Raw genomic sequence first — 25,497 nt, forward strand, 5'->3', positions numbered from 1 at the left:
AAGTGCACTCAGATAGGCTGAAGTGTGGCTACCGTAGCGAAAATAAAAGGATTTCCCCATGAAAGACGGCATTCACCCCAACTACCGTGAAGTTTGCTTCCAAGACATGTCCAATGGTTTCAAGTTCGTGACCCGTTCATGCGCTAACACCAAAGAGATGATCAAAATGGAAGACGGCCGCGAGCTGCCTTGGTACAAGCTGGACACGACCAGCGAGTCGCACCCCTTCTACACTGGCACGCAAAAGTCGGTGGACAACATGGGCGGCCGCGTGGAGAAATTCCGCAACCGTTTCGGCAAGACCACCACCATCGCCAAGTAATTCGCGCATTGGTACTCCCCAAAGGGCAGCCCGGGCAACCGGCCTGCCCTTTTTGCATGGTCCAGCGCCCACCACGTTGTGGCGCACCAACGGACCCCGCAGGGCTTTTCTAAAATACAAAGTCCAACGCCCAGCCTCTGCCCAAGACCTGATTGCCATTGCCCCGTGAACTTGCCCACACCCGCCATCGTTGCCCAAAGTGCCGTGCGCAGACTGCCTCGCCTGGCCTTGTTGTTGCTGTGCGTCGCCTATGTCTTGCCGGGTTTTTGGGGGCGCTCGCCGTGGAAGTCACAAGACCTGGAGGCATTGGGCTACATGCTGCAACTGGCCCAACCCGCATTGGGTGAGGCATCCCGCTGGCTCAGACCCACTTTGCTCGGTCAGCAAGACCCACAGCTGGCCTTGTTGCCCTATTGGCTGGGGGCCGGTTTCCTGCAATGGGCACCAGCGGGCTGGGAAGATGTGTTCGCCCGCATGCCTTTCATGGGCATGCTGGGCCTGACCTTGGCCGCCACCTGGTATGCCGTCTACGCGCTGGCGCGTCACCCCGCAGCTCAGCCCGTAGCCTTTGCCTTTGGCGGCGAAGCCAAACCGGGCGATTACGCCAGAGCCCTGGCCGACGGTGGACTGCTGGCTTTATTGGCCTGCCTGGGCCTGGCCCGACTGGCGCACGAAGCCACCCCCGCCTTGAGCCAATTGTGCTTTGCTTCGTTGATTTTTGCGGGCCTGGCCACCCTGCCACGCTGGCGCGTCTACTGCGGCTTGGCCCTGGGCATGGGCATGCTGGGCCTGACGCTGTCAGGTGCTCCCAGCGTAGCACTCTGGCTGGGCGTGGGGGGCTCGCTGATTCGCGCAGTGGCCAACCATGACCCTGCACTGGGCCGCATGCGCATGCTGGACCTGGGCCTGTTGGCTTTGCTGTGCTTGCTGTGCATCACCACCGCAGGCGCGCTCGATTTGTGGCGTTGGCGCGTGGTGCCGCACACCATGGTCGATGTGCACATCCTGGCCAAACTGATGCTGTGGTTCACCTGGCCCGCCTGGCCTTTGGCGCTGTGGTCCCTGTGGCGCTGGCGCGCACAGCTGTCGCAGGCCTGGCGTTACCCGCACCTGGCCTTGCCCTTGTGGTTTGTCGCCGTCACGGCAGGGGCCACCTGGCTCACAGGTCTGTCCGACCGCGCGCTGCTGTTGGCCTTGCCTGGTGTTGCGGCCCTGGCAGCTTTTGCCCTGCCCACCTTGAAGCGCAGCCTGGGCGCCTTGATCGACTGGTTCACGCTGCTCTTTTTCAGTTTTTGCGCGCTCACGATCTGGGTGATCTGGGTGGCGATGCAAACCGGCTTTCCCGCCAAGCCTGCAGCCAACGTCGCCAAGCTCGCACCGGGTTTTGTGCCCGAATTTTCAGCCATGGCCTTCGCCCTGGCGCTGCTGGCCACGCTGGCCTGGGCCTGGCTGGTGAAATGGCGCATCGGCCACCACCGGGCCGCCATCTGGAAAAGCATGGTTTTGCCCGCAGCAGGTGCTGCGCTGTGCTGGTTGCTGCTGATGAGCCTGTGGCTGCCATTGCTCGACTTTGCGCGCAGCTATGGACCACTGGTGCAAAAAATCCAGGGCATCACCGGCAGCGCGACGTGCCTGCAATACGCCGGCTTGAGCCAGGCTCAGGGCACCGCCTTCCTGTTTCACGGCAAGGTGCGATTGCAACCACTCCAACGTCCCGACAGCGATTGCCCGTGGCTGATCATGGACGAAAAGAACCTGCCCTTGCTGTCCGACAAGATCAACAAACTGGGCTGGGACCCCGTGGTCACCGTACAGCGCCCCGCCGACCGCAACGAACGCATCCTGGTTTTCCGTTCCGCCAAAGAACAAAGCCCGGACGCGCTTGGCCTACCGGCCCTGACATCGGACTGAGCCATGTCCGAACTGCGCACCATCGCCCGCCATGCAGGCACCGTGCTGATCGGACAACTGGCCGTGATGGCCTTCGGCATCGCCGACACGGTGATCGCGGGTCGTTACAGCCCGCAGGCGCTGGCGGTGCTGTCGTTGGCCTCTTCCATCTACATCAGCATCTATGTCGCCCTCAACGGCATGCTGCAGTCGCTCTTGCCCGTGTGGGCCGAACTGCGCGGTGCAGACCGGCATGCCGAAATCGGCCGCTCGGTGCGGCAAGCCCTCTACATCTGCGCTGGCGCGGCCATGATCGGCTGCTGCGCGCTGTGGTTCCCCGACCCGTGGCTGTCATGGACCGAGGTGCCCCCCGTGCTGTGGCCCGAAGTGCGCGCCTACCTGCGGGTGCTGACCCTGGCCCTGATCCCCTCGCTGCTGTTTCGCATGTACAGCACGTTCAATCAGAGCCTGGGCTACCCGCGGCTGGTCACCTGGCTGCAGGCCGGCTCTTTGCTGGTCAAGGTGCCGCTGTCATACGCACTGACCTTCGGTGTGGCGGGGTTTGAAGGGCTGGGCGTGGTCGGCTGTGCCTGGGCCACGCTGGGCGTGAACTTGTTCATGATGGCCACCGGCCTGTATTTGCTGCGCACGCAAGACATTTACACCCCCTTCCAACTGTGGCGGCGCATGGAACGCCCCCAATGGCCGGTGCTGCGGCGCTTTTTGCAACTGGGCGTGCCCGCAGGGCTGTCCATCATGGTCGAGGTGACCTCGTTCACCCTCATGGCCTTGTTCATCGCGCGGCTGGGCGCTGTGGCCTCGGCCAGCCACCAGATCGCGGCCAGCCTGGCCGCCGTGCTTTACATGATGCCGCTGGCTCTGGGCATTGCCAGCAGCGCCCGCACCGGCTACTGGCTGGGTGCAGGCCAGCCACAACGCGCACGCCGCGCTGCCGGTCTGGGGGTGGCTCTGGCCGTGGGGGCAGCGATCACCGGGGCATCGCTGCTGGTGCTGGGGCGACACGCCATTGCCAGCGCCTTCACCACCGACGCCGCCGTGGCCGAAGCCGCCGCTGTCTGGCTGGCCTGGGTGGCGCTGTACCACCTGGCCGATGCGGTGCAGGCGGTGTGCGCTTTTTTGCTGCGCTGCTACCGCATCACCGTGGCCCCGCTCTTGATCTACACCGCCTTGCTCTGGGGGTTGGGTCTGTATGGCGGCTACCGACTGGCCTACACGGGCCTGCCCGCGCTGGGCTGGCCAGCACAGCCGGGCGTGGGCACCTTCTGGATCACCAGCACGGTGGCGCTGGCTTGGGTCTCGGTACTGTTTGGCTGGCTGGCCTGGCGCGCATCAGCGGCCAGCTTGCGGCATCAACCCAGATAACGCTTGCGCCAAAACAGCAAAGCCAGCCCCACGGCAACGAGTGCCATGAACAACTCGGTCAGCCACACACCCGCCTCGGCATGCAAGGCCGGGAAGTTTTCAAAGTTCATGCCGAAAAATCCGGTGATCAGGTTCAAAGGCAAAAAAATCGCCGTCAACACCGTGAGCGTGCGCATGACCTCGTTGGTGCGGTTGCCCTGCGCGTTGAAGTGCATCTGCACCGCCGTCTCGGCACTTTGCTCCAACCGTCCCACATGGTGGACCACCCGCTCGATGTGTTCCAGCACATCGCGGCTGCGCACCCGCAGCATCTCCAGACTTTCGGGCTGGAATGTGTCGTCGGCCTGCCATGAGCCGAGTGCGTCAATCCAGTCCTGCATGGCCGCACGCTGGTCCTCGCACACCTCGTCCAGATAATGCAGCGTCAAACGGGCGTTGAGCAAGGCACTCCAGTTGTCAAAACGCGCATGGGGGTCCAGCAACTCACTTTGCCAATGGTCCAGTTGGCGCGTCAGTTCCCGGCGCAAATCCAGATAGCCATCCACCACACTGCTGATCATGCGCAGCATCAGATCGGCCGGGTTCGCGGGCAAACGGTGCGCCGCCTGTGCCGGTGACAGGTTGGACGAATTGAGCAAGCGGACGGCAAACACACTGCGCACCGCACAGTCGGTCGGGTGCACCGAAATGACCACCCGATCGAACACCAGAAAAGCCACCGGACTGGTGTCGATCTTGCGCAAAATCCCCGGCCCACCCTTGTGACTCTCCTGATGCAGGATTTCCCCGGGCTTGGAAAGATCCGTTTCCGTGCGCCCCCGGGCCAGCCGCCGGAACACCATCAGGTCGTAATCCGAGGTGTAGTCGTAATGCGATGGCAACTGGTTGTTCAGCACATCCTGCAAATGCAAGTCATAAATTTGCGCGTCGCACAAGCCTTGCAGCATGCTTTGCACCTGGCCTTGCAGCAACTCAAACTCGCGACGGGCAAACGCCATCCAGACAAAGCCTTGCGGGGGCAAGGCCTGGGGCAACTGGTCCGTTTCGTGAACCTGGTGAGACTGGATCGAAAAAATACGCATGGGTCAACCTCTTGATGCCCCATTTTTCAGGCGCGTCATGAAAGTGTCATGACAAAAGCATGCCCCGGCCCCCCCTTTGTCATCAGATTTTCATGGTGATCAACGAAATTGATTGGCATTCACTGAAGCTGGAAAAACCATGTCTCAAACCGATCAAATCAACGAAGAACAAATGCGCCAGCTGCGCGAAGACCTGCTGGACAGCCTGGACGAAGAACTGGAGCTGGAAATCGACGACCGCTGGTCCGACGGCTCACCGTCTTCTGCCGAGGCCGTGAACGCCCGGGTGCATTACTTTCGCGAACTGCTGCGTCTGCAATCGGAGCTGGTGATGCTGCAAGACTGGGTGGTCAAGACAGGCCACCGCATGGTGATCCTGTTTGAAGGCCGCGACGCAGCGGGCAAAGGTGGCGTGATCAAGCGCATCACCCAGCGCCTGAACCCCCGCGTGTGCCGCGTGGCCGCACTGCCCGCGCCCAACGACCGCGAAAAAACCCAGTGGTACTTCCAGCGCTACATCTCCCACCTGCCCGCAGCCGGCGAAATCGTGTTGTTTGACCGCAGCTGGTACAACCGCGCCGGTGTTGAAAAAGTCATGGGTTTTTGCACCGAAGACGAATACGAAGAGTTCTTCCGCTCGGTGCCTGAATTCGAAAAGATGCTGGTGCGCAGCGGCATTCAACTCGTCAAATACTGGTTCTCGATCACCGATGACGAACAGCACGCCCGCTTTTTGGGACGAATCCACGACCCGCTCAAGCAGTGGAAGCTCAGCCCGATGGATCTGGAAAGCCGCCGCCGCTGGGAGGACTACACCCAAGCCAAAGAAACCATGATCGAGCGCACCCACATCCCCGAGGCACCCTGGTGGGTGGTGCAGGCGGTGGACAAGAAAAAGGCCCGCCTGAACTGCATCGATCACTTGCTTGGCCAAGTGCCGTACCACGAGATCGAACACCCCGAAATCACCCTGCCCGGCCGCGTGCGCAACCCCGACTACATCCGCCACCCGGTACCTCAGGACATGGTCGTTCCTGAGAAATACTGAAGGATCAGCAGGCAGGCCTTGGCCCCCAAGGCCTGCTCTGCCTCAACACCGCCCAGCCTTAAACCGCAGGGGCTTTGGCAGGGTAACAGTCAAAACAGCCAAACATCGGCTTGCCCACCAGCATGCGGTTCGCGCCCTGCGAACGGGGCTTGTGCTTGCCACATTTGTAGCAACTCATCATCGCGCCAGCATGCCCTGCCGGGCCAAATGGCGACCCCGTGGCCCGCGATTTATAACGCAGACCATCGCTGTTGATTTCTGTCTTGATGTGATCGTTCATGTTGAAATCTTAGAAAGGACACGTTAAACAGTGATGACTGTTGGCCTCGACTCACTCAATCATGACCCGTCAAAATAAACACGCAAAAGTCCATGGTCAAGGACTTCCAAAACCAGGGACGTTTTAGGCCTCAGCTTGACATGCCGATGGGATCCCAGACCTGCAGCCATTTGACGAATTGGCCAAGGCCCTCTTGCAAAGAAGTGTCAGGCCATTGATCGATCATGCCCAACAAACGGACCTCGCTTGCGCAAGTCAATTGGACATCCGCTTTTTGCATGGGTGCGTATTCGATGATGGGCGTCATGTTCAGTTGCATGGCCAGGGTTTGGACAAAATGGTTCACGCTGACCGGGCGGTGATGGCCCACATTGACCACCGTAGCCCCCTCCCACCGCGCATGGGGTGCGGCCAATGCTGTGACAGCAGCCACGGTGTCACCGACGAATGTGAAATCGCGCAGCAATTCACCATTGGCATATACGGTGATGGGTTCTCGCCGACGAATCGCCTGTGCAAACAAATAAGGTGCCATATCCGGACGACCCCAAGGCCCGTACACCGTGAAAAACCGCATGCCCAAGCTCTGCAGTCCGTATTGCGCGTGGTAAGCCATGGCCATGGCTTCATTGGCCTGCTTGGTCGCTGCATAAAAAGATTGAGGGCGGTCCGTGCGGTCCTCTTCCAGAAAAGGAGCGTCATCGCGCATGCCGTAAACACTGGATGAACTGGCGTAAAGCAGCCTTTCGACTTTGTGCTGGTGGCAGGCATGCAGGACCTGGGAAAATCCGACCAGATTGGGTGCCACGAAGTCCAGTGGCGCCTGCATCGAATGACGAACGCCAGCCTGAGCCGCCAGATGAATCACAACGTTTGGATGGAGGTCTGCAATCCAGTCAGCGAACGCACCCGACCGGGATATATCCAGTGGCTTGTAATGCACGCCTGGTGTTCGCTGCAACAGGTCTATACGAGCCGCACGCAGTCGCGAGGATGTGCTGTTAGGGTCTGCATCCACAGGCGTGCAACCTGCACTGTCGGCCCAATCGCAGACATGCACCGATTGCCCCTGCCGCGCCAGATTCAAAGCCAATTGTGAGCCGATGAAGCCTGCCGCACCCGTAATGATCCATGTGATTGTCATAAAGCTGTGCTTTGATGGTGATGAAATTCTGGATCACCAATATGACAGTTGTGCGAGAGGAATCGGTTTTGTTCCAAGCAATGCCCTGGGAAATCTGGCGCTGCACAGTGATTTTGGCCACCCTTTGCATGGTGTCTGGCGTGACGCTGCACCACTCTGCGGTGGACCACGAATGGCTGATTTGGGGGCACCGGCAAGTCTGGCTGCCTGATCAGTTTTGGCTGTTTGTGACGCAATGGGGTGACGCTGGCCAAAGCTTGATCTTGCTTATGGTCATTTTCTTTGATCGATGCGTTGACTTGGCGCTTGTATTCAAGACGTGGTTGATGGGTATCCCAGCGTCAGTCCTGCTCAAGGCCATCGACAACAGTGCGCGGCCCTTGTCCGTGCTGGAGAGCGAATTGCTGAACATTGTCGGGCAGCCGCCTATGCTGGGGCACTCGATGCCATCGGGTCATGCCATGACTGCAGGCGCAATGGCTGCTCTGCTGTTTTTTGGCTTCCACCAAAAACGTCCATGGCTTTCCATGCTGATGTTGTTGGCTTGCGGTCTTGTGGCACTTTCGCGTTTGTCTGTAGGGGCACATTGGCCCGGTGACGTGCTGACCGGACTGGGTTTGGGTTGGTTACTGGTCATGCTGGCCCAACAGTGGGAACGCGTGCAACCCTGGGCAACGAGGCTGACATCGGCCCGTTCGCAGGCGCTGATCATCTGGTTGCAAGTCTTTTTGCTTGTCTTGACTTGGATGCAGCCGTCGGAAGGTCTGGGCATGATTTTGGCGCGCATGACGATCACAGCATGGGTGCTCACATCGGTCGCATCGAAATGGCAACGGCAATTGGCATGACCGGGTCAAGCGCCAAGCATTCAAGCGTTCACTTCAAGGCCATGGCTTTGTTGACCGGTTTTGTCCTGGCGCTTGCTTTGCTCGCCTGGGCATCGGCAAAGCTGAACGCAGATGAATTGTTCATTTTGTGGCGTGCCGTCCCCTTTTGGGGCTGGGTGACTGCTGCACTGATGTGGTCATGCACCTTCTTTTTACGGGCAGTCAGATTACGCCAGGAGTGGCGCTGGAAACGTCAAGTGCGTGGGTCACAAGCCATGCGCTTGGTGTTATTTCACAACGCTGCGGTACTGCTGACGCCATTGCGCGCCGGGGAGTTGGGCTACCCGCTGCTCGTGCGACAGATGTTTGGTGCCAGCTGGCAAGAGGCCATGCACAGCCTGATGTGGTTGCGATTGCAAGACCTGATGGTGCTCGGCCTCTTGGCGTTGATTTTGTGGCCTGGTCTTCCGCTCACTTGGCGGGTTTTGTTTGCGATTTTTTTATGCTCAGCTCTGCTCGTGCCAAGAAAGCTGATCCTCAAACTATTAACCCATCGGCCAAGCTGGTCGGCCAAGCTAAGCCCTTTCTTGCATGGCCGTAGCCGTCACAGTGGCTGGTGGTTGAGCCTCGGCAACTGGGCGATCAAGATCGCGGTGGTCGCCTCTTTGCTGCATGCCATGACGCCCGAGGTGATGGGTCTGAGTCACCAACGCGCTTTGGCAGGCGCACTGGGCGGAGAACTCGCAGCCTTGCTACCTGTTCAAGGCCCTGCCGGATTAGGCACCTATGAAGCGGGTGTCTGGCTGTTATCGGGCTTGCCACTCGATTCAGCCCCCATTTTCGGCATGGCGGCGTTGCTGGTGCACGGTTTTTGCCTGGCAGTTTCACTGGGCCTCGCGGGTCTTTATGCAGTGCTGGCGGCATGGGGACAACCCGGGCCTCACAAGATTGATACAGAGAGATTGGACCCATGACCTGTTTGCCGCATGAATTACCGCCACATCGCCTTTCAGTGGTGGTGCCCATGTTCAACGAGGAAGAGCTCGCCCAAGACCTGATCGATGCAGTGCAATCCGCACTGCACGACTACCCGCATCCTTGGGAGCTGATCGTGGTGGACGATGGCAGCAGCGACCAAACCTGGAGGCGGCTGAGCATGCGTGCCAGCGAGGTGGGCTCGCACATTCGAATCGTGCGACTGCTGCGCAACTTTCGTCAGACCGCCGCCATGCAAGCGGGCATCGACATGGCACGTGGCGATGTGATCGTCACCATGGATGGCGATCTGCAAAATGACCCCCAAGACATTCCAAGGTTGGTCGGCAAGTTGCTGGAGGATGACCTGGATCTGGTGGCGGGCTGGCGACAAAACCGTCAAGATGGTTTGCTCTTGCGAAAACTGCCTTCCAAGTTGGCAAACAGACTGATACGGCGTGTCAGCGGCCTGGAATTCCAGGACCTGGGATGCAGCCTGAAGGCTTTTCGCACCGATGTGGTCCGCAAGATCAGGTTGTATGGTGAGATGCATCGCTTTATCCCCGCTTGGATGGCCACCGTCACCTCGCCCGATCGCATGGCGGAAGTGGCGGTCAGTCACCATGCACGCACCAAAGGGCAGTCCAAATATGGCATTACCCGAACCCTGCGCGTTTTGGTGGATTTGCTGTCGATCCATTTTTTTCTGCGATTTGGTACCCGTCCTGGGCATTTTTTTGGTGGGCTGGGTTTGCTGGTCAGCGGCGCTGGGGGACTCATGCTGGCCTATCTGGCCGTGCTCAAACTGATGGGTGACGACATTGGGACGCGTCCATTGATGTTTCTGGGTTTTTTCTGCGTGGTGGCAGGCTTGCAATTCCTGACCACGGGGGTTTTGTCTGAAATGCTGATGCGCACCTATTTTGATGGGGGACAGTCCTTGGCGTACCACACAAGGCAGCATGTTCAGCCTTCTGATGCCGAGGCCTGGCATGTTGCGAACTGAGCCGTTGTCGCTGTTCCCCGCTGCAGGCATTTCCTTGCGGTTGGCAGCCCTGAGCCTCGGCCTGTTGGCTTTCCTGTTGTTGGGGCTGGGGCAACCCGAACTGTTCGACGTGGATGAAGGTGCGTTTGCTGAAGCCACCCGGGAAATGCTGTCATCAGGCGACTGGGGGCACACCACTTTGAATGGCGCAGATCGCTTCGACAAACCCATGGGCATCTATTGGCTGCAAGGACTCAGCGCCACGGTCTTGGGTCTGACTGAATTTGCCTTGCGTCTGCCATCGGCCTTGGCCACATGGCTGGCCGCTTTGGCGGTGGGGCACTTTGTCATGCACCGCTGGGGGCTGCGTGCGGGTGTGTTGGCGGCAGTGATCCACGTGACCAGTTTTGGCAGCTGGGCCATGGCACACGCGGCCACGGCGGACGCTGTGTTGGGCTTGTGTCTGATGCTCAGCGCACTGGACCTGTGGCGGTATCTGGAAACTGCAAACTTGCCTGCTTTGGGCCGCCTGGGTCTTTGGATGGGCTTGGGCCTTTTGGTCAAAGGCCCTGTCGCATTTTTGATTCCGGTTGCCAGTTTATGGCTCAGCTGCCTGAGTGCGCGAACGTGGCAACCGGTGTGGCGCGCCTTGGTCAACCGCCGTGCCTGGTTGACCATGCTGGCGGTCTCATTGCCCTGGTATGCCTATGCCTATTGGCGGCATGGTCAGACCTTTGTGGATGGCTTTATTTTGAAGCACAACATCGACCGTTTTACGGCGCCCATGGAAGGCCATGCTGGCAGTTGGTTTTATTTCGCGGTGGTTGCGCCGCTGCTTTGGATGCCCTGGTCGCCGCTCATGCTCGTCTGGTGGGGCAGATGGCGTGACATCTGGCGAGATGCCACGACCCAAAGAGCCTTGATCTGGACGGTCTTTGTCTTTGTATTTTTCAGCTTTTCGGCCACCAAACTGCCGCATTACGGCATTTACGCTGCACCAGGGGTTGTGGTTTTGCTGGCGGCCACTGCCGGTCGCATGCAGGCATGGCATGGTTGGCTGTACGCGGGCACATGGATGGTGTGGCACGCCTTCCTGGTGGGCCTGCCGCTGATCTTGATGGCATCGCCTGCGCTGGTTGCACAGGAACTGTCGCCCGTGTTCATGCATGCAGCGCAACGAATTTCGCTGCTCCCGATTTTGGCCGTGTGGATGGTATTTGTCGCCTTCATCGTTTTCTGGCGCAAGCGCCTGCTGTGGCTGGGTCATCACTCAGGGGTCTTGTCTCTGATGGCCCTGATACACGCCACGGTGCTGACGCTGGTGGTCTGGCCCTGGTGGGCAAACACCTTGCAGGGACCGATCAAAACACTGGGGCTTGCATCACGCGATAGGCCCGCAGCGGTAGGACAAATGGGCGGGAATTGGCCTTCTTTCGCTTTTTATCGACAGCAAGCCCTGCTCGGGAAAGATGAACACATGGATGTGATCTTGATGCCCGAATCCCGGCTCACGGCTGGGACCCACGGGGAAACACTGGCACGAGCGCAAGGCATGGTTTTGTTCCGACCGGCAAAGACAACACAACAGCCATGAACACTGAAAACACGGTTTTGAACGCACGCGACCGACGGACCGCGCTTTGGTTCTTGTGGGCTCTGGTGCCTGGGTTATTCGCTTGGCGACTGTCGGCGTCATGGTGGAGTGGTGCAGGCCTTTTTGTGGACGAAGCACAGTACTGGGACTGGTCGCGGGATCTGGCTTGGGGTTACTTTTCCAAACCGCCGGTTTTGCCTGCACTCATCCGACTGTCCACCCTTTTGGCTGGGGACGGCATCGCCGGGGTACGCAGTCTGGTGGTTTTTTTATGGACACTGACACCGGTGGTGTTGTGGCGTCTGGTGTGGGACATGTTTCGCGATCAAGCACCGCATGTGCCCGTGCGTACTCGCTTGCTCGTGGGTGCATGGGCGGCGGCATTGGCCAGCGCCATGCTGGTCTTTGCGCTCATCGGCCAGGTGGCCACAACCGATGGGCCTTTGCTCTTTTTTTGGGCTTTGCTGATGTGGTTTTTCTGGCGTGCGATGCAGACACCACAACGGCTTTGGCCGTGGGTTCTGTGGGGCATCCTTTTGGCTCTGGCTCTGCTGTCGAAATACACCGCCTGTGTTGCGGTCGTCAGCGCACTGTGGTTGGCGTTCAAACAACGACATGCCAGCATTTGGCAAGGCCTTGCCCTGGCCTTCATGGTGTGCGGCGTACTTTTGATCCCTCATGCGATGTGGAATCAGACACACGGGTGGCCCACACTGAGGCACACCGCTGAATTGTTGGCGGGCAGCGATTCAGCTGAACACGCCGGAGCTGTTTTTTCGGCCTTGAAGTACACCGCCAGCCAATGGGTACTGGTCGGACCGGTCGTGTTTTTGACCGGGGTGTTTGGGTTCATACGCTGGCGGCAAAAAGCCCCCAAACGGACCGATGAGACACGCCCAAAAACTGGGGGCGTACCTCTGATGGAATGGGCTTGGACTTGGACATGGCCCATTTGGCTGCTTGGCCTCATGCAGTCTCTGCAGGGTAAGGCAGAAATGAACTGGCCTGCCCCGGCCGTGTTGGGTTTCGCCCTGATGCTGGCCCTGATGCTGGCCCTGATGCTGGCCCTGTGGCAGGGCCTGACCACTTTGTCATGGCGTGGTCCCTGGCTGGTGTTGATACTGGGTGCCATGGTGGGGGCTACCGTCTCACTCGGCGGCGATTGGCGCCAGCATCTGGATGCAAAAAGCCAAGGCACTCGCTGGGATCTGTGGGCTCGCGCCCGTGGCTGGGACGCCGCTTTGCAGTCCATGGCACCACATTTGGCGCAGTTCCCAGAGTCAAAGATTGTGGCCTCAGAGCGTGCGCTCATTGCGCATGCCGCCTACGCTTGGCGCGAACAAGGCCGACGCCCGCAGGCCTGGCCCACCCAGGCTTTGCCCAAGCACCACTACGAAATGAGCGATCCATTTGACCCGCACAGCGCAAAAGGCAAAGGCCTGCCTGTTTTGTTGATCACAACCCAACCCAACCCCTGGACGGCTCAGTGGCTGGAACTGTTTCCGCATCGTCAATGGCTCCACAGCCACACTGAAGCAGGTCGTACCCTTGACCTGTGGAGGCTGGATACACCATGAAATCTCGTCATCAATCCTGGTTCAACTGGGCAACAGGCTTTGTTTTGGCTTGCTTCGTGTTTTTGTCTTGGCCCGAGCTAGATATGTGGCTGGCTCATCAGTTCCATGAAGGTCAAGGTGTCTTTCCAGCGGACCGTTGGAGAGCTGTTCAAACTGTCTATGTTTGGGCGCCCCGTATTGGCTGGTTGCTGACCTTTTTGGCATTGACCGTGCTGTGCGTTCGCATCATGCATCCTGCATGGATTGCGCGCAGTCTCTGGAGAAAGTGCCTCGCATGGGTGCTGGTGGTCGTCTTCGGGGTCGGTCTGCTTGTTCATGAAGGCCTGAAAAACCAGGTTGGACGCCCCCGACCGATTCAAACAGACACCATGGGGGGATATGCGCCATTTGTTCCTGCGCTGCATGTCAGTCGCTATTGCGATCGCAACTGCTCATTTGTCAGCGGCCATGCAGCCATTGGCTTTTGCTTGTTGGCTTTGGGCATGTGGTCTGCACCAGCAACTCGCCGACGTTGGTGGATGCTCAGCGCGATGGTCGGAGCCTCCATTGGGTTGGTTCGCATCGTACAAGGCGGCCATTTTCTGAGCGACGTCGTTTTCTCCATGCTGTTCATATGGGGCACCAGTTTATTGATACGCCAAATCTGGTTGCATTGGCGGCATTCCAGACTCAGACTGGAATCGGCACGTCAAAAAACAATTCTGATTTGAACATGGGCTTGCGCAGATGACAGCCGAATTTTCTGTCACCTGTTTTCAGGTGTGGCGACGCCCCATGTCGGCAGCCCCATCGCGTTTTCACCCCTTGCGCCCCAAAGCCAGCGTCAACATCGCCGATTCAACTTCCACTGCAGCCTGTTTGAGGTAGGGGTTGGTGGCTTCACTGCCCGCCTTGCCAACATCGAGGTCTGCTTGGAAACCATCGCGCTCTGGCCAAACTGCGTTCAACATGTCAAAGCCTGCCTCTGCAATGGTGGCTTCTGCCTGTTCCAACAAACGATCAGAGCGCCCTGTTTTGGACAACACGATCACGATTTTGTTGCTCACCGTTTTGGTCTTTGCCAAGCGTCTGGCCAAAGCCAATGTGGGTCGCAAATCGTCCATGGACGTACTGGTCGGTAAAAAAACCACATCACTTTCCTGGCTGATATCTTGCGTCAACTCGTCGGCAAGACCACGCGTGTCCACAACGATCAAGTCGTAATCCACCACCGTTTTGAGCAGTTTTTTCAGACTCTTGAATGCCCTGGCCTCAATTTCGGGTTCGATGTTGTTGCGCAGACGGCTCGCACTCCATTCCACACAAGACAACTGCTCCAGATCAAAGTCTCCGATCAGAACTTTGTATTCTTGACGTGCAGCGGCCACGGCCAACACGCGGGCCAATGTGCTTTTCCCCACCCCACCTTTTTGACCGACAAAAGAAGCAATTCGCATGGTCACACCTTGAATAAAAATTAAAAAAATTGGCACTTGATTTGGCCGCTTGACCCGTTCAGGGGCCGAGGTCTTTAAAACACGCCGCGCAACAACGCCTGGCCCATCTTGATGCGTTGGCCAGGTTCGAGGCCATCGACCCATTCAAATCCTGGTGGCACAAACAGCAAAATGGTTGAGCCATGCTCGAACCAGCCCATCTCCTGGCCTTTGGTGTACGTGGCATTGCAGGGCATTTCGTTCGGCCCCTTGTATCGCAGGTTCAGCAAGACATCCACCGCGTGAAAACGCATGCTGGCCACCAAAACAGCCGCCACTGGCACGATCAGAAAGGGCACACCGCCTTGCGTTTGCATGTGCAACACGGCGCGTTCGTTCTTGCAAAACAGTTGGGCGACACGTTTGAGTGCAACCGGGTTGACGTTCCAGGTGTCGCCCGAGATGTAAGTCACATGGTTCAGCCGCACGTCGTGGGGTGCATGAAAACGGTGGTACATGCTGCTGGTCAAGCGCAAGGTCAGGTATTTACCGCCTTCCAACGCATCCAGCCACGGTTGGCAGCGTTCTGACGCACCCAACAAGCTTTGCAGTTGGTACGGAAAACCCTTGGCCTGAAAGACCTCCCCCCGGCGGATATCACCACAAGCGCCAACGATGGCATCGCACGGTGAGGTCATGAAAGCCGGATCGGCGTTCATGACTCGGGCCCCGGGCACCAGCTCTCGCGTGAAGCACGCGTGCAGGCTGTCAAATTCCTTTTGCTTGGCGTCACTCAGATCCAGGTCTGTGAACAGACGCCAAACCGCCATGGAGCCTTTGACCACCCAGGGGTGGCGAATCTGGCTCCACCAGCCCATGAAGCGGGTCAGGGTGATGCGGGGAATGCGGTTGGTCAGCAAGAAGTTCAGGTTTTCCTGAAGCATCCATTTTTGAAACTGTTGGCGAGTCTTCATCGTGTTGTCACTCAAATTGAATAAAAAGAAATTTCTTTGACACATCAGGAAATCAACTGTGAACTCCACATGGATCAGTCTGGGCGCGCTGGCCGCATTGGCACCCGCGGCTTACCGGCGCATACAACTTTCCCGGGCCAAACACCGCTCGCTGGCGGGCCATTCGCGCATGGCCAAACGCCTGGCCCGCTGGCTGCCGGGCTACGCATTCGAGGAGGCTGAATTTTTCGGCTGTGACGGGGCTCCGGCCGATGTGCAGGCCCTGCGCCGCAAGGCCTTTTTTGAGCTGGGCCAAACGCTTCAAACGCGTCACCGCCTGAGCATCGAAGCCACAGCCGCCGCCCGCGAAGACATCTCGGACATGCAATTCATCGCGGCCTACCGGGTGCCTTTCCAGTTCAGCCCTCTGGTTCAAAAACACCTCAAGGTCGGCTCTTTTTTGCAGTCGGCGCAAGGCGTGCAAGTCACCGACCTGGACGGTCAAAGCTTTTATGACCTGACAGGTTCGTATGGCGTGAACGTGTTCGGTGCCGACTTTTACAAACACACCATGGCCGAGGGCCTGGCCCTCACCCAGGCGATGTGTCCGGTACTGGGCTCTTACCACCCGGTCGTGGCCAGCAATGCCGCACGTCTGAAAGCCATTTCGGGCATGGACGAGGTGTCGTTCCACATGTCGGGCACCGAGGCCGTCATGCAAGCTGTTCGTCTGGCCCGTTACCACACCCGCCGCAAAAACATCGTCCGGTTTTGCGGCGCATACCACGGCTGGTGGGAAGACGTGCAACCCGGCCCTGGCAACCCCATGCCACCGCGCGAGACCTACACGCTCAGCGACATGAACGAACGCAGCCTGGACGTGCTGCGCACCCGCAAGGACATCGCCTGCGTGCTCATCAACCCCTTGCAGGCCTTGCACACCAATGCCAATGCGCCAGGAGACTCGACCCTGGTCGACAGCAGCCGACGCGCCGCCTATGACCGCCAAGCCTACACCGTGTGGCTCAAGGCCCTGCGTCAAGTCTGTACCGACAAAGGCATCGTGCTGATTTTTGACGAAGTCTTCTTGGGCTTTCGCTTGGCCGCTGGCGGTGCGCAGGCCTACTTTGGCGTGCAGGCCGACATGGTCACTTATGGCAAAACCCTGGGCGGCGGTTTCCCGGTCGGCGTGGTGTGCGGCAAAGCGCAGTGGATGCACCGCTTTCATTCGGACCGACCTGCCGACATCTGCTTTGCGCGGGGCACCTTCAATGCCCACCCGGCGGTGATGGGTGCCATGTCGGCGTTTCTGGACCAACTGGGCAAAGCCGAAACCCAAGCCCTGTACGAAGGGCTCGATGAACGCTGGAATGCCCGAGCCCAACACTTCAACCGCACCATGCAGGCCGAGGGCGTGCCCTTGCAGGCCGCCAACATGTCGAGCGTGTGGACACTGTTTTACACACAGCCCAGCCGCTACAACTGGATGCTGCAGTACTACCTCAGGCTGCATGGTCTGGCACTCAGTTGGGTGGGAACAGGTCGGTTGATTTTCAGCCTCAACTACAGCGATGCCGATTTTGAGGCGGTTGTTCAGCGCTTTGTATGGGCCACCCAACAGATGCAGCAAGACGGTTGGTGGTGGCACACACCCACGCTCACCAACCGATCCATCCGCCGTCGCATCCTGAAAGAAACCTTGTTTCGCTGATGCCATCGGGCCATCCCATGTCTGCACTGAGGGTGGCCCGATCAAGACACCGCAATCATCGACTGGCGTGCAAATCCTGGTCGGCAAAACGCTGACCATGCAGCAGTTGCCATGGGGCTTTGTGGTAGAGATAAATGTCGTGGAAAGGGTCTGTCAGTATTTTGGTCATCCAGACCAGGCCGGTCTGAACGTCTTGCAAGATGAACAGATGCACAGTGCGAAACAGCAAAGCCGCAACGCCAAGATACAACCAGGCATAGCCCACCGCGCGCAGGAACTCAGGCAGTGTTTCATGCTCTGGCAACAGCCCCAGGAAACCCGGGTTCATGAAAATCAGCAAAGGCAACAAAGCCCAGGCACTGAGCAACACCACCTTGCGGCGCAAGTTGTAGCCGACTTTGATCTCTTCCTTGAAATCTTGGGTGGCTTTGTTGACGTGGTCGTAACCCAAGGGTTCAAAGAAAAAATGACCGGCCTGACGCGAGGTCATGGACACCATCCAGGCCACCAACGCGGCCATGGCTGGGTCAACAAACAAAAGCCCATAAGCCACGACGAAAGCCATGGCGCTGAGCAAATGCAAAGACTGGTTGATGCGGCAGTGGTGGTAATAGCGGTGGTCATCCCAGCGCTGAATTCGCAATGCTTCGAGAAAATTTTTCAAACCGTCACCTCATGAGTAATGTCCGTGAATCATCATGAATTCGTGTGAAAAAACAGTGACACCGATGGGCGATGGCAGCGCTGCAGCTGTTTGTGAAAAACAACTTTGTCATGAAGCTGTTAAATGACGCCGCCAAGATCCCGCCATGGACTCTTTACACGCCGCTCGCATCCTGGTGGAACATTTCGAACCTGACAATCCGCCCTTGCGCATCGCTGTGGTCACAGAGACTTGGCCGCCCGAAGTCAACGGTGTGGCCCTGACACTGTCCAAACTGATCCACCAACTGAGTCAGCGCCAGCACACGATCCAGCTGATCCGCCCACGCCAGGACAAACACGACATGGGCTCCGAACAGGCCGGCTGGTCGGAAATTTTGTTGAAGGGTTTGCCCATCCCTCGCTACCCTCAGCTCAAGCTTGGCTTTCCCAGCAAAAAATCCCTGGTCAGAGCATGGAGTCTTAAAAGACCAGACCTGGTGCACATTGCGACAGAGGGTCCACTGGGCTGGTCTGCGCTGCAAGCTGCGCGCGTCTTGCGCCTGCCCGTGACCTCGGACTTCAGGACCAACTTCCACAGCTACAGCAAACACTACGGCATTGGCTGGCTGAGCAAACCCATCGTGGCTTATTTGCGCAAGTTCCATAATCGGACCCTGTGCACCATGGTGCCGACCAACGCCCTCAAAACACAATTGCAAGCTTCTGGCTTTGACAACTTGCGCGTGGTGGCTCGCGGCGTGGACACACAGTTGTTCCACCCCGGCCAGCGCAGCCAGAGCCAGCGGGCGCAATGGCAAGCCGATGAAGACACACTGGTGCTTTTGTCGGTCGGGCGACTGGCTGCCGAAAAAAATCTCCAACTGATCGTCAACACCTACCAGGTGCTCCAACAAAACAAGCGGCGCATCCAACTGGTCTTTGCAGGGGACGGACCTTATCGAACTCAGCTCCAGGCCGAGTGTCCGGATGCGATCTTCATGGGCATGTGCTCACACGCCGAGTTGGCCACCGCCTATGCCAGCGCAGACCTGTTCCTGTTTCCCAGCCTGACTGAAACTTTTGGCAATGTCACGCTGGAAGCCCTGGCCTGTGGCACACCCGTGCTGGCATTTGATTGCGCTGCGGCCTCGGAGTTGATTGAAGACGCCAAAAATGGCTGGCTGGTGCAAGGTGAAGATGCACAGCGGTATGTGCTCAAGGCCCTCGAGATCACCCAAAAACCGGGTGTCCTGCGTGCCGCCCGAGCACACACCCACAGCAGCATCCGGCAATGGGACTGGCAAGAAATCGCCACCCAGGTGGAAAGCATCTTTCGGGACGCCTTGTTGCGCAACTCAAAAATTTGAAGCCCGCCTGCGCGCTCGGATCAGCCGCCAAGGCTGTGCTGCAGCCAACAGCGGCAAAGCGAACAGCCCCATGATGGGCAACAAAGGCACCTCCCATGCCAGCAAAATGCTGTATGCGCCCAGCATGAGCAGCACACTCAGGTTTTCGTTGAAGCCCTGCACGGCAATGGAGCGACCCGGGTTCATGATCTTCAAGCCCCGGTGCTGCAGCAAAGCATTCATGGGAACCAGCAGCATGCCGCCCGACCAGCCCGCCAGCAGCAGCATCGGCACGGCCACCCACAAGGTATGGGTGATGGCCATGCAGGGCAGCAGCGCGGCCATCACCAGACCCCACCACAAGGCGCGCCGGGCGTTGAAAATGCGGCAGGTGCAAGCGGCCATCGCGGCACCACCCATCACGCCCAAGGCCACCACCGCCTGCAAATAAGCCCCTTGCTGCAAACTCAAACCCGCATTTTTTTGCGCCCAGACCAACACGGCAAATTGCAGCACTGCCCCCACGCCCCAGCACAATGTGGTGACATACAAGGACACGCCGCCCAAGGGATCGGCCCACAGTTGGCGGTTGTTCTCCCAAAACAATGACCAACGCATGTCTTTCCAGGACCAATCGTGGTGACGCACAGCGTTCAAACGGTTCAAGCCCAAATTGAGCACAGCGGAAACCCCGTAGATGCAGCACACCACCCCCAAGGCCCCCAGGATGCGGGTCGGCACCCACCACTGCAACCAGGGTGTGTCATCAGGGCCGGGGCCCCACGATTGCGCCAGCGGTTGCCAATGGATCAGCCAGCCCCCCAAGGCCACACCGAGCATCACCGAAAGCACCACGGAAACCTCCAGCCAGGCATTGGCTTTGACCAACAAGGGGGTCGGTACCGATTCGCTGACCAAGCCGTATTTGGCCGGTGCGTAAAGTGCTGCAGCCAGCCCCGTCAAAGCAAAGGCCAGCAAGGGAAAAGCCCCAGAGAGCAGCAACACAACGCCGGTGAGTTTCAAAAAATTCATGGCGGCCATCAAGTGGCTTTTGCGAAAGGCATCGGCCACGGGCCCCACCACACTGGCCAGCAAGACATAAGACAAGGTCAATGAAAACTTCAGCAAGGGCGCCCACCACCCGGCATAGCCTTGTTCCTGGAGAAAAAAAACGCCCAAGATCAAAAATGCGTTGTCTGCCAGACCACTGGCAAACTGCGCCAGGATCAGAAAATAAAAGCCCTTAGGCATTCACCGACACAGCGCTCGCGTGGTCATCGTTCAGCGCATGCGCAAGTCCCTCAGGCACGGCTTCGAACTTCAGCCATTGAACCAGGTCGTTGCGCCGCCCGACCCCTTGGTAAGCGATGCCGCATTCAGCCAAGGCCTCGGGGTTGTACAAATTTCGCCCATCCAGAATGAACGGGCAGCGCATCAAGGCCTTCATGGCTTCGAAATCCGGGTTGTGAAAGTTCTTCCATTCGGTGAGCACCAGCAAGGCATCGGCATCCTGCAGGGCTTGCATCTCTCCTGCGGCCATGCCAAGACGCTCCAGATGTTCTGCGTCATCGGCAAAATCCAGCCGCAAGGCTTTCATGGCTTCCCCACTGGCCACAGGGTCGTAAGCACTGACCCGTGCACCACGCAGCAACAACTGGCGAATGACCATGCGGCTGGGTGCCTCGCGCATGTCATCGGTATTGGGTTTGAAAGCCAAACCCCACACCGCGATTTTTCGACCGCGCAAATCACCGCCCATGCGCTGCACCAAGCGATCCACCAGGATCAGTTTCTGCCGCTCATTGACCTGTTCGGTCGCCGCGACCACCGACATCGTTTGCCCATAAGCCCTGGCCGTGCTCACCAAAGCCTGTGTGTCTTTGGGGAAACAGCTGCCGCCGTAGCCACAGCCGGCATACAGAAAACTATGGCCAATGCGACTGTCCGCGCCAATGCCCCGGCGGATGTGGTCCACATCCGCCCCCAGCACATCGGCCAGGTTGGCCATCTCGTTCATGAAGGAAATGCGTGCAGCCAACATGGCATTGGCGGCGTATTTGGTCAACTCCGCACTGCGCACGTCCATCCAGACGGTGCGCGAATGGTGCCGGTTGAAGCTGGCATACAAATCACCCATCATGCGCTGACTGCGGGCATGGTGCAGCCCTTCGTCCACCCCCACCACGATGCGATCAGGCCGCATGAAATCGTCGATGGCCGCACCTTCCTTGAGAAACTCAGGATTGGAGACCACATCGAACAAATCCGGTGACATGCCGCGGTGCACCAGTTCATGGGAAATGGCCGCCCTGACTTTGTCGGCCGTACCCACCGGAACGGTGGATTTGTTGACCACCAGCTTGAACCCCTTGAGATACCGACCGATGGTGGAGGCCACCGACAACACATGGCCCAGATCGGCGGAGCCATCCTCCGAAGCGGGCGTGCCCACGGCAATGAAAACCACATCGCCATGCTCGATGGCTTCACAGGCATCGGTGGTGAAACGGATGCGGCCATCGGCCCGATTTCTGTTCAGCAGCTCTTTCAGACCGGGCTCAAAAATCGGCACCTCGCCTTCTTGCAAGGCACGAATTTTGTCTTCGTCCTTGTCCAGGCAAACCACCTTGAAACCCAGGTCCGACAGGCATGCCCCTGTGACCAAGCCCACGTAACCTGAACCCACCACTGTGATGCGCATCGCTCGTCCTCCAATAGGCAGATGATCGAGTGGGCAAATGAAGCGCTGAAGTCAGTTCGAAGAATTTCCAGTGACAAGCCCCAAGCGGGGCCTGGTTCAATCCGCCAGGGGCACCACCCGGCTGGCTGGGAAGAACAGCGTGAAAGTCGAGCCCTTGCCCACCTGACTTTCGATGCGCAGGTCGCCGCCATGGCGTTGCACCACATGCTTGGCAATGGCCAAGCCCAAGCCTGTGCCGCCCGTCTCGCGCGAGCGGCTGCGGTCCACCCTGTAAAAGCGCTCAGACAGACGAGGCAAATGCTCGGGCGCGATGCCCGGCCCGGTGTCGGAAACAGAAAACGCAGCCCCCTCGGGGCCTCTGAGCCATTGCACCCGGACTGTCCCGCCCGCAGGTGTGTAGCGCACCGCGTTGCTGACCAGATTGGAGATGGCACTGAGCAGTTCCGAGCGTGCGCCCAGCAAGGCCCAATCGGGCGTGTCCTCAAAAATCAGCCGATGCACCGGCCCCCGGTCTTCCCCGTCCTGGCCGGACAGCACAGCCGACAGGGCCTCTGCATCCGAGGCCACCTGGGCCATCAAGGCCGGCAAGGGCACCTGCTCGTGGTTGCCCGGTGGCGAACTGCCTTCCAGCTGGGACAAGGTCAGCAAATCAGCGACCAGGCTTTGCATGCGTTCGGCCTGCACAGACATCATTTGCAAATAGCGCTGTCGCTCCTGCTCGTCCAGCGGAATGGACAGCAGGGTTTCCACAAACCCGCTCAAGACGGTCAAGGGTGTGCGAATTTCATGCGACACATTGGCCACAAAATCACGGCGCATGGCATCGGCCAGGGTGATCGAGGTGATGTCCCGGCTCAATAGCAGCAGCTGCCCCTCGCCATAGGCATGCAACTGCACCGACAGTTTGGGCACCTGCATCAAAGAGCTGGAACGGCCGTCGATGATCACTTCAGAATCGTGTTGGCCCTGCGCAAAATAGCGAGAAAACACCGGATCGCGCAGCAAATGCACAACGTGCTGCTTCACATCCCGCACCGGGTCCAGACCCAGGTGGTTGCTGGCCGTCGCGTTGCACCACTCGATGCGGCCCTCAGCGTCGAGCAAGGTCACGCCGTTGGGCGAAGCCTGAATGGCCTGCAAAAAATACTGCAGACGCTGTTCGCTGACCAGCAGTTGCTTGTCCTTCAGTCGTAATTGCCGCTGAATGCGCTGGGCAATCTCGGCCCACACGCCCTTCCAGGGCAATTCAGTGCGCCAATCCGGCTGCGACAGCCACCGCTCCAGCCGCCTGACTTTCCAGATCTGCCGAAGCACCATCCACAACAACAAGACGCATACCGCGATGGCCGCCCAAAGCTGACCGGCCCAGAACCACGCAGGCGCGGCCACCAGCAGCGACAGCGTCAGGATTTCAAGTACAGGGACCCACATCGCTCACACCGCAGGTGCGGCCGTCAAACGGTAGCCTGCGCCCCGCACGGTTTCAATCATGCTGCCCGCATCGCCCAGCGATTCACGCAAACGCTTGACGTGCACATCCACGGTGCGCTCTTCAATGTAGACGTGGTCACCCCACACCTTGTCGAGCAACATGCCCCGGGTGTGCACGCGCTCCGGATGCCGCATCATGTACTGCAGCAGCTTGAACTCGGTGGGGCCGACCTTCAGGGGTTTTTCCTGCCAGCTGACCCGGTAGGTGTCGGCATCGAGTTGCAAATCGCCAATTTTCACCGCCCCACCTGCCGATTCGGGCACGCGCCGACGCAAGACCGCACGGATGCGCGCCAGCAATTCACGCGGTGAAAACGGTTTGACGATGTAGTCGTCTGCCCCGGCATCCAGCCCTGCCACACGGTCGGCCTCATCGCCTCTGGCCGTGAGCATCAAGATGGGCACGGCCTTGGTGCGTGCCGAGGCACGCCAGCGACGGGCCAGCGCCAAGCCGCTTTCGCCCGGCAGCATCCAGTCCAGCAAGATGACATCCGGCAAGATCTCATCGAGCTCGCGCTGGGCCGACTCGGCATCCATGGCCCAAACGGGCTGAAAACCGTTGTGCCGCAAATTCACCGAGATGAGTTCGGCAATCGACGACTCGTCCTCGACAATCAAAATCCTCGGCAAACTTCTCATCGCACCGCTTTTTCGATATCGGTCAGGGCGGTGTGACGCACATCCGCGCCCTTGACCACGTAAATCACAAACTCGGCAATGTTCTTGGCATGGTCACCGATGCGCTCGATGGCCTTGGCCACAAACAGCAAATCCAGGCTGGCCGAAATGGTGCGCGGGTCTTCCATCATGTAGGTGACCAGCTTGCGCACGAAACCATTGAACTCGGCGTCGATCAGGTCGTCCTCTTTCAGGATGACCAGGGCCGTGTTCACATCCAGACGCGCGAAAGCATCCAGGGCTTTGCGCAACAGTCCGGAAGCCAAATCGGACGCCACGCGCAATTCCGACGAAGGCAAATTGCGGGGGCTGCCCTGCTCCAGGATCAGCTTGACCATGCGGGCAATGCGCTCGGCCTCATCGCCTGCGCGCTCCAAATTGGCCGTGATTTTGGAGATCGCCATCAACAAACGCAGATCGCGGGCCGTCGGCTGGCGACGCGCAATGATGGAAGCCAGTTCGGCGTCGATCTCGACTTCCAGCGTGTTGACCTGCTTTTCGGTGGCGATCACTTGATCGGCCACTTCCAGGCTGAACTGCGCCAAGGCATAGACCGCGTGGCGGGTCTGCGACTCCACCAGGCCACCCAGTTCCAAAACGCGGGAAGAGACGTTGGTCAGGTCCGCATCGAACTGACTTGAAATGTGTTTTTCCATGGTGTGCTCCTGATCAGCCGAAACGGCCAGTGATGTAGTCTTCGGTCTCTTGACGGGCGGGTTTCATGAAGATCTGCTCGGTCTGCCCGAACTCAACCAACTCGCCCAGGTACATGTAAGCCGTGAAGTCGGACACACGGGCCGCTTGCTGCATGTTGTGCGTGACGATGGCCACGGTGTAGTCCTTCTTCAACTCGCTGACCAACTCTTCGACCTTGGCGGTCGAGATCGGATCGAGCGCCGAGGTGGGCTCGTCCAGCAAGATGACTTTGGGCTTGACCGCCACAGTGCGGGCAATGCACAGACGCTGCTGCTGGCCACCGGACAGCGACAAACCGCTTTGACCCAGCTTGTCCTTGACCTCGTTCCAGATGGCCGCCTTGCTCAAAGCCCACTCGACGCGCTCGTCCATGTCGGCACGGCTGAGGTTTTCATACAGACGAATGCCAAAAGCGATGTTGTCGTAAATCGACATCGGGAACGGTGTCGGTTTCTGGAACACCATGCCCACCTGGGCACGCAGCAAGTTCAAATCCTGCTTGGCGTCCAGAATGTTCTGGCCATAAAAATTGATCTGACCTTCGGCACGTTGACCGGGGTACAGGCTGTACATGCGGTTGAGCGTGCGCAGCAAAGTGGACTTGCCGCAACCCGACGGGCCGATGAAGGCGGTGACCTTGTTTTCGGCAATGTTGAGGTTGACGTTTTTCAGGCCCTTGAACGTGCCGTAGAAAAAGCTCAGATCGCGAATTTCAATCGCATTGGGAAGCGGAAGCGAAGAGGTATTGGGCATA

General features: G+C 58.8%; 24 protein-coding genes. 12 read left to right on the top strand and 12 right to left on the bottom strand.

All coding sequences use genetic code 11. The features are described from left to right. Positions 1–58 precede the first annotated feature (58 nt). From B9Z47_RS08755 to B9Z47_RS08765, 3 genes are all read left to right on the top strand, one after another. A complete protein-coding gene (locus B9Z47_RS08755; RefSeq protein ID WP_019425345.1) occupies positions 59–322 on the top strand; it encodes a type B 50S ribosomal protein L31 in 264 nt (87 codons plus the stop codon). A 165-nt stretch (positions 323–487) separates the two neighbouring features. Continuing rightward, complete coding sequence (locus tag B9Z47_RS08760) at positions 488–2,233, top strand: hypothetical protein (RefSeq protein WP_108330877.1); 1,746 nt, start codon at positions 488–490, stop codon at positions 2,231–2,233. 3 nt (positions 2,234–2,236) lie between these two features. Continuing rightward, positions 2,237–3,595 carry an MATE family efflux transporter gene (locus B9Z47_RS08765; protein WP_108330878.1) on the top strand — a complete coding sequence of 453 codons (1,359 nt, stop codon included), beginning with the start codon at positions 2,237–2,239 and terminating at the stop codon, positions 3,593–3,595. On the opposite strand, the gene B9Z47_RS08770 is transcribed toward B9Z47_RS08765, so the two are convergent. Further along, positions 3,583–4,677, bottom strand: a complete 1,095-nt coding sequence (locus B9Z47_RS08770) for a magnesium transporter CorA family protein (RefSeq protein ID WP_108330879.1) — start codon at positions 4,675–4,677, stop codon at positions 3,583–3,585. The genes B9Z47_RS08765 and B9Z47_RS08770 overlap by 13 nt on opposite strands. Positions 4,678–4,816: 139 nt before the next feature. On the opposite strand from B9Z47_RS08770, the gene ppk2 reads away from it, so the two are divergent. After that, positions 4,817–5,725: a polyphosphate kinase 2 gene (gene ppk2, locus B9Z47_RS08775; protein WP_108330880.1), complete on the top strand. Its 909-nt coding sequence runs from the start codon at positions 4,817–4,819 to the stop codon at positions 5,723–5,725. Between the two features lie 58 nt (positions 5,726–5,783). Here the strand turns inward: ppk2 and B9Z47_RS08780 are convergent, their stop codons facing one another. Then, positions 5,784–6,005 carry a hypothetical protein gene (locus tag B9Z47_RS08780; protein WP_108330881.1) on the bottom strand — a complete coding sequence of 74 codons (222 nt, stop codon included), beginning with the start codon at positions 6,003–6,005 and terminating at the stop codon, positions 5,784–5,786. Positions 6,006–6,135: 130 nt separating this feature from the next. Continuing rightward, positions 6,136–7,149, bottom strand: coding sequence for an NAD-dependent epimerase/dehydratase family protein (locus B9Z47_RS08785; protein WP_108330882.1), 1,014 nt, complete (start codon positions 7,147–7,149; stop codon positions 6,136–6,138). An 80-nt stretch (positions 7,150–7,229) separates the two neighbouring features. Here B9Z47_RS08785 and B9Z47_RS08790 point away from each other — a divergent pair, with 80 nt between their 5' ends. From B9Z47_RS08790 to B9Z47_RS08815, 6 genes are read left to right on the top strand one after another with little or no spacing between them, the layout of a single operon-like run. After that, positions 7,230–7,997: a phosphatase PAP2 family protein gene (locus tag B9Z47_RS08790; RefSeq protein WP_158271651.1), complete on the top strand. Its 768-nt coding sequence runs from the start codon at positions 7,230–7,232 to the stop codon at positions 7,995–7,997. Next, positions 7,892–8,950: a lysylphosphatidylglycerol synthase domain-containing protein gene (locus B9Z47_RS08795; protein WP_146185773.1), complete on the top strand. Its 1,059-nt coding sequence runs from the start codon at positions 7,892–7,894 to the stop codon at positions 8,948–8,950. Before B9Z47_RS08790 ends, B9Z47_RS08795 begins: the two co-directional genes overlap by 106 nt. Further along, on the top strand, positions 8,947–9,957 hold the full coding sequence (locus B9Z47_RS08800) for a glycosyltransferase family 2 protein (RefSeq protein WP_108330885.1): 1,011 nt from the start codon (positions 8,947–8,949) through the stop codon (positions 9,955–9,957). Before B9Z47_RS08795 ends, B9Z47_RS08800 begins: the two co-directional genes overlap by 4 nt. Then, positions 9,944–11,530, top strand: coding sequence for a glycosyltransferase family 39 protein (locus tag B9Z47_RS08805; protein WP_158271652.1), 1,587 nt, complete (start codon positions 9,944–9,946; stop codon positions 11,528–11,530). The genes B9Z47_RS08800 and B9Z47_RS08805 overlap by 14 nt, the downstream gene beginning before the upstream one ends. Continuing rightward, positions 11,527–13,107, top strand: a complete 1,581-nt coding sequence (locus B9Z47_RS08810; protein ID WP_108330887.1) for a glycosyltransferase family 39 protein — start codon at positions 11,527–11,529, stop codon at positions 13,105–13,107. The genes B9Z47_RS08805 and B9Z47_RS08810 overlap by 4 nt, the downstream gene beginning before the upstream one ends. Then, the gene (locus B9Z47_RS08815) at positions 13,104–13,817 is read left to right on the top strand and encodes a phosphatase PAP2 family protein (protein ID WP_108330888.1); all 714 of its coding nucleotides are present in this window, start codon (positions 13,104–13,106) and stop codon (positions 13,815–13,817) included. The genes B9Z47_RS08810 and B9Z47_RS08815 overlap by 4 nt, the downstream gene beginning before the upstream one ends. A gap of 87 nt (positions 13,818–13,904) precedes the next feature. Here the strand turns inward: B9Z47_RS08815 and B9Z47_RS08820 are convergent, their stop codons facing one another. Both B9Z47_RS08820 and asd read right to left on the bottom strand, forming a co-directional pair. Continuing rightward, the gene (locus B9Z47_RS08820) at positions 13,905–14,543 is read right to left on the bottom strand and encodes a ParA family protein (protein ID WP_158271653.1); all 639 of its coding nucleotides are present in this window, start codon (positions 14,541–14,543) and stop codon (positions 13,905–13,907) included. 74 nt (positions 14,544–14,617) lie between these two features. Next, positions 14,618–15,496 (bottom strand): archaetidylserine decarboxylase, encoded by an 879-nt coding sequence (gene asd, locus B9Z47_RS08825; RefSeq protein ID WP_199226336.1) that lies wholly within the window; start codon positions 15,494–15,496, stop codon positions 14,618–14,620. 58 nt (positions 15,497–15,554) lie between these two features. Here asd and B9Z47_RS08830 point away from each other — a divergent pair, with 58 nt between their 5' ends. After that, a complete protein-coding gene (locus B9Z47_RS08830) occupies positions 15,555–17,186 on the top strand; it encodes an aminotransferase class III-fold pyridoxal phosphate-dependent enzyme (protein WP_233253729.1) in 1,632 nt (543 codons plus the stop codon). 55 nt (positions 17,187–17,241) lie between these two features. On the opposite strand, the gene B9Z47_RS08835 is transcribed toward B9Z47_RS08830, so the two are convergent. Next, the gene (locus B9Z47_RS08835; protein WP_108330891.1) at positions 17,242–17,850 is read right to left on the bottom strand and encodes a hypothetical protein; all 609 of its coding nucleotides are present in this window, start codon (positions 17,848–17,850) and stop codon (positions 17,242–17,244) included. A 145-nt stretch (positions 17,851–17,995) separates the two neighbouring features. Between B9Z47_RS08835 and B9Z47_RS08840 the strand changes: the two genes are divergently transcribed. Next, a complete protein-coding gene (locus B9Z47_RS08840; RefSeq protein ID WP_108330892.1) occupies positions 17,996–19,198 on the top strand; it encodes a glycosyltransferase family 1 protein in 1,203 nt (400 codons plus the stop codon). Here B9Z47_RS08840 and lplT read toward each other — a convergent pair. From lplT to pstB, 6 genes are all read right to left on the bottom strand, one after another. After that, positions 19,187–20,428, bottom strand: coding sequence for a lysophospholipid transporter LplT (gene lplT, locus B9Z47_RS08845; RefSeq protein WP_108330893.1), 1,242 nt, complete (start codon positions 20,426–20,428; stop codon positions 19,187–19,189). The genes B9Z47_RS08840 and lplT overlap by 12 nt on opposite strands. Next, positions 20,421–21,878: a UDP-glucose/GDP-mannose dehydrogenase family protein gene (locus B9Z47_RS08850; protein WP_108330894.1), complete on the bottom strand. Its 1,458-nt coding sequence runs from the start codon at positions 21,876–21,878 to the stop codon at positions 20,421–20,423. Before B9Z47_RS08850 ends, lplT begins: the two co-directional genes overlap by 8 nt. Before the next feature lie 96 nt (positions 21,879–21,974). Further along, the gene (gene phoR / locus B9Z47_RS08855; RefSeq protein ID WP_108330895.1) at positions 21,975–23,309 is read right to left on the bottom strand and encodes a phosphate regulon sensor histidine kinase PhoR; all 1,335 of its coding nucleotides are present in this window, start codon (positions 23,307–23,309) and stop codon (positions 21,975–21,977) included. Between the two features lie 3 nt (positions 23,310–23,312). Further along, complete coding sequence (gene phoB, locus B9Z47_RS08860; RefSeq protein WP_108330896.1) at positions 23,313–24,008, bottom strand: phosphate regulon transcriptional regulator PhoB; 696 nt, start codon at positions 24,006–24,008, stop codon at positions 23,313–23,315. After that, entirely contained in the window at positions 24,005–24,703 is a 699-nt protein-coding gene (phoU, locus tag B9Z47_RS08865; RefSeq protein ID WP_108330897.1) for a phosphate signaling complex protein PhoU, read from the bottom strand. Before phoU ends, phoB begins: the two co-directional genes overlap by 4 nt. Positions 24,704–24,716: 13 nt before the next feature. Next, positions 24,717–25,496 (bottom strand): phosphate ABC transporter ATP-binding protein PstB, encoded by a 780-nt coding sequence (pstB, locus tag B9Z47_RS08870; RefSeq protein ID WP_108330898.1) that lies wholly within the window; start codon positions 25,494–25,496, stop codon positions 24,717–24,719. Position 25,497 lies beyond the last annotated feature (1 nt).

The sequence above is a fragment of the Limnohabitans sp. 2KL-1 genome (genome assembly GCF_003063435.1).
Taxonomy (GTDB): domain Bacteria; phylum Pseudomonadota; class Gammaproteobacteria; order Burkholderiales; family Burkholderiaceae_C; genus Limnohabitans_A.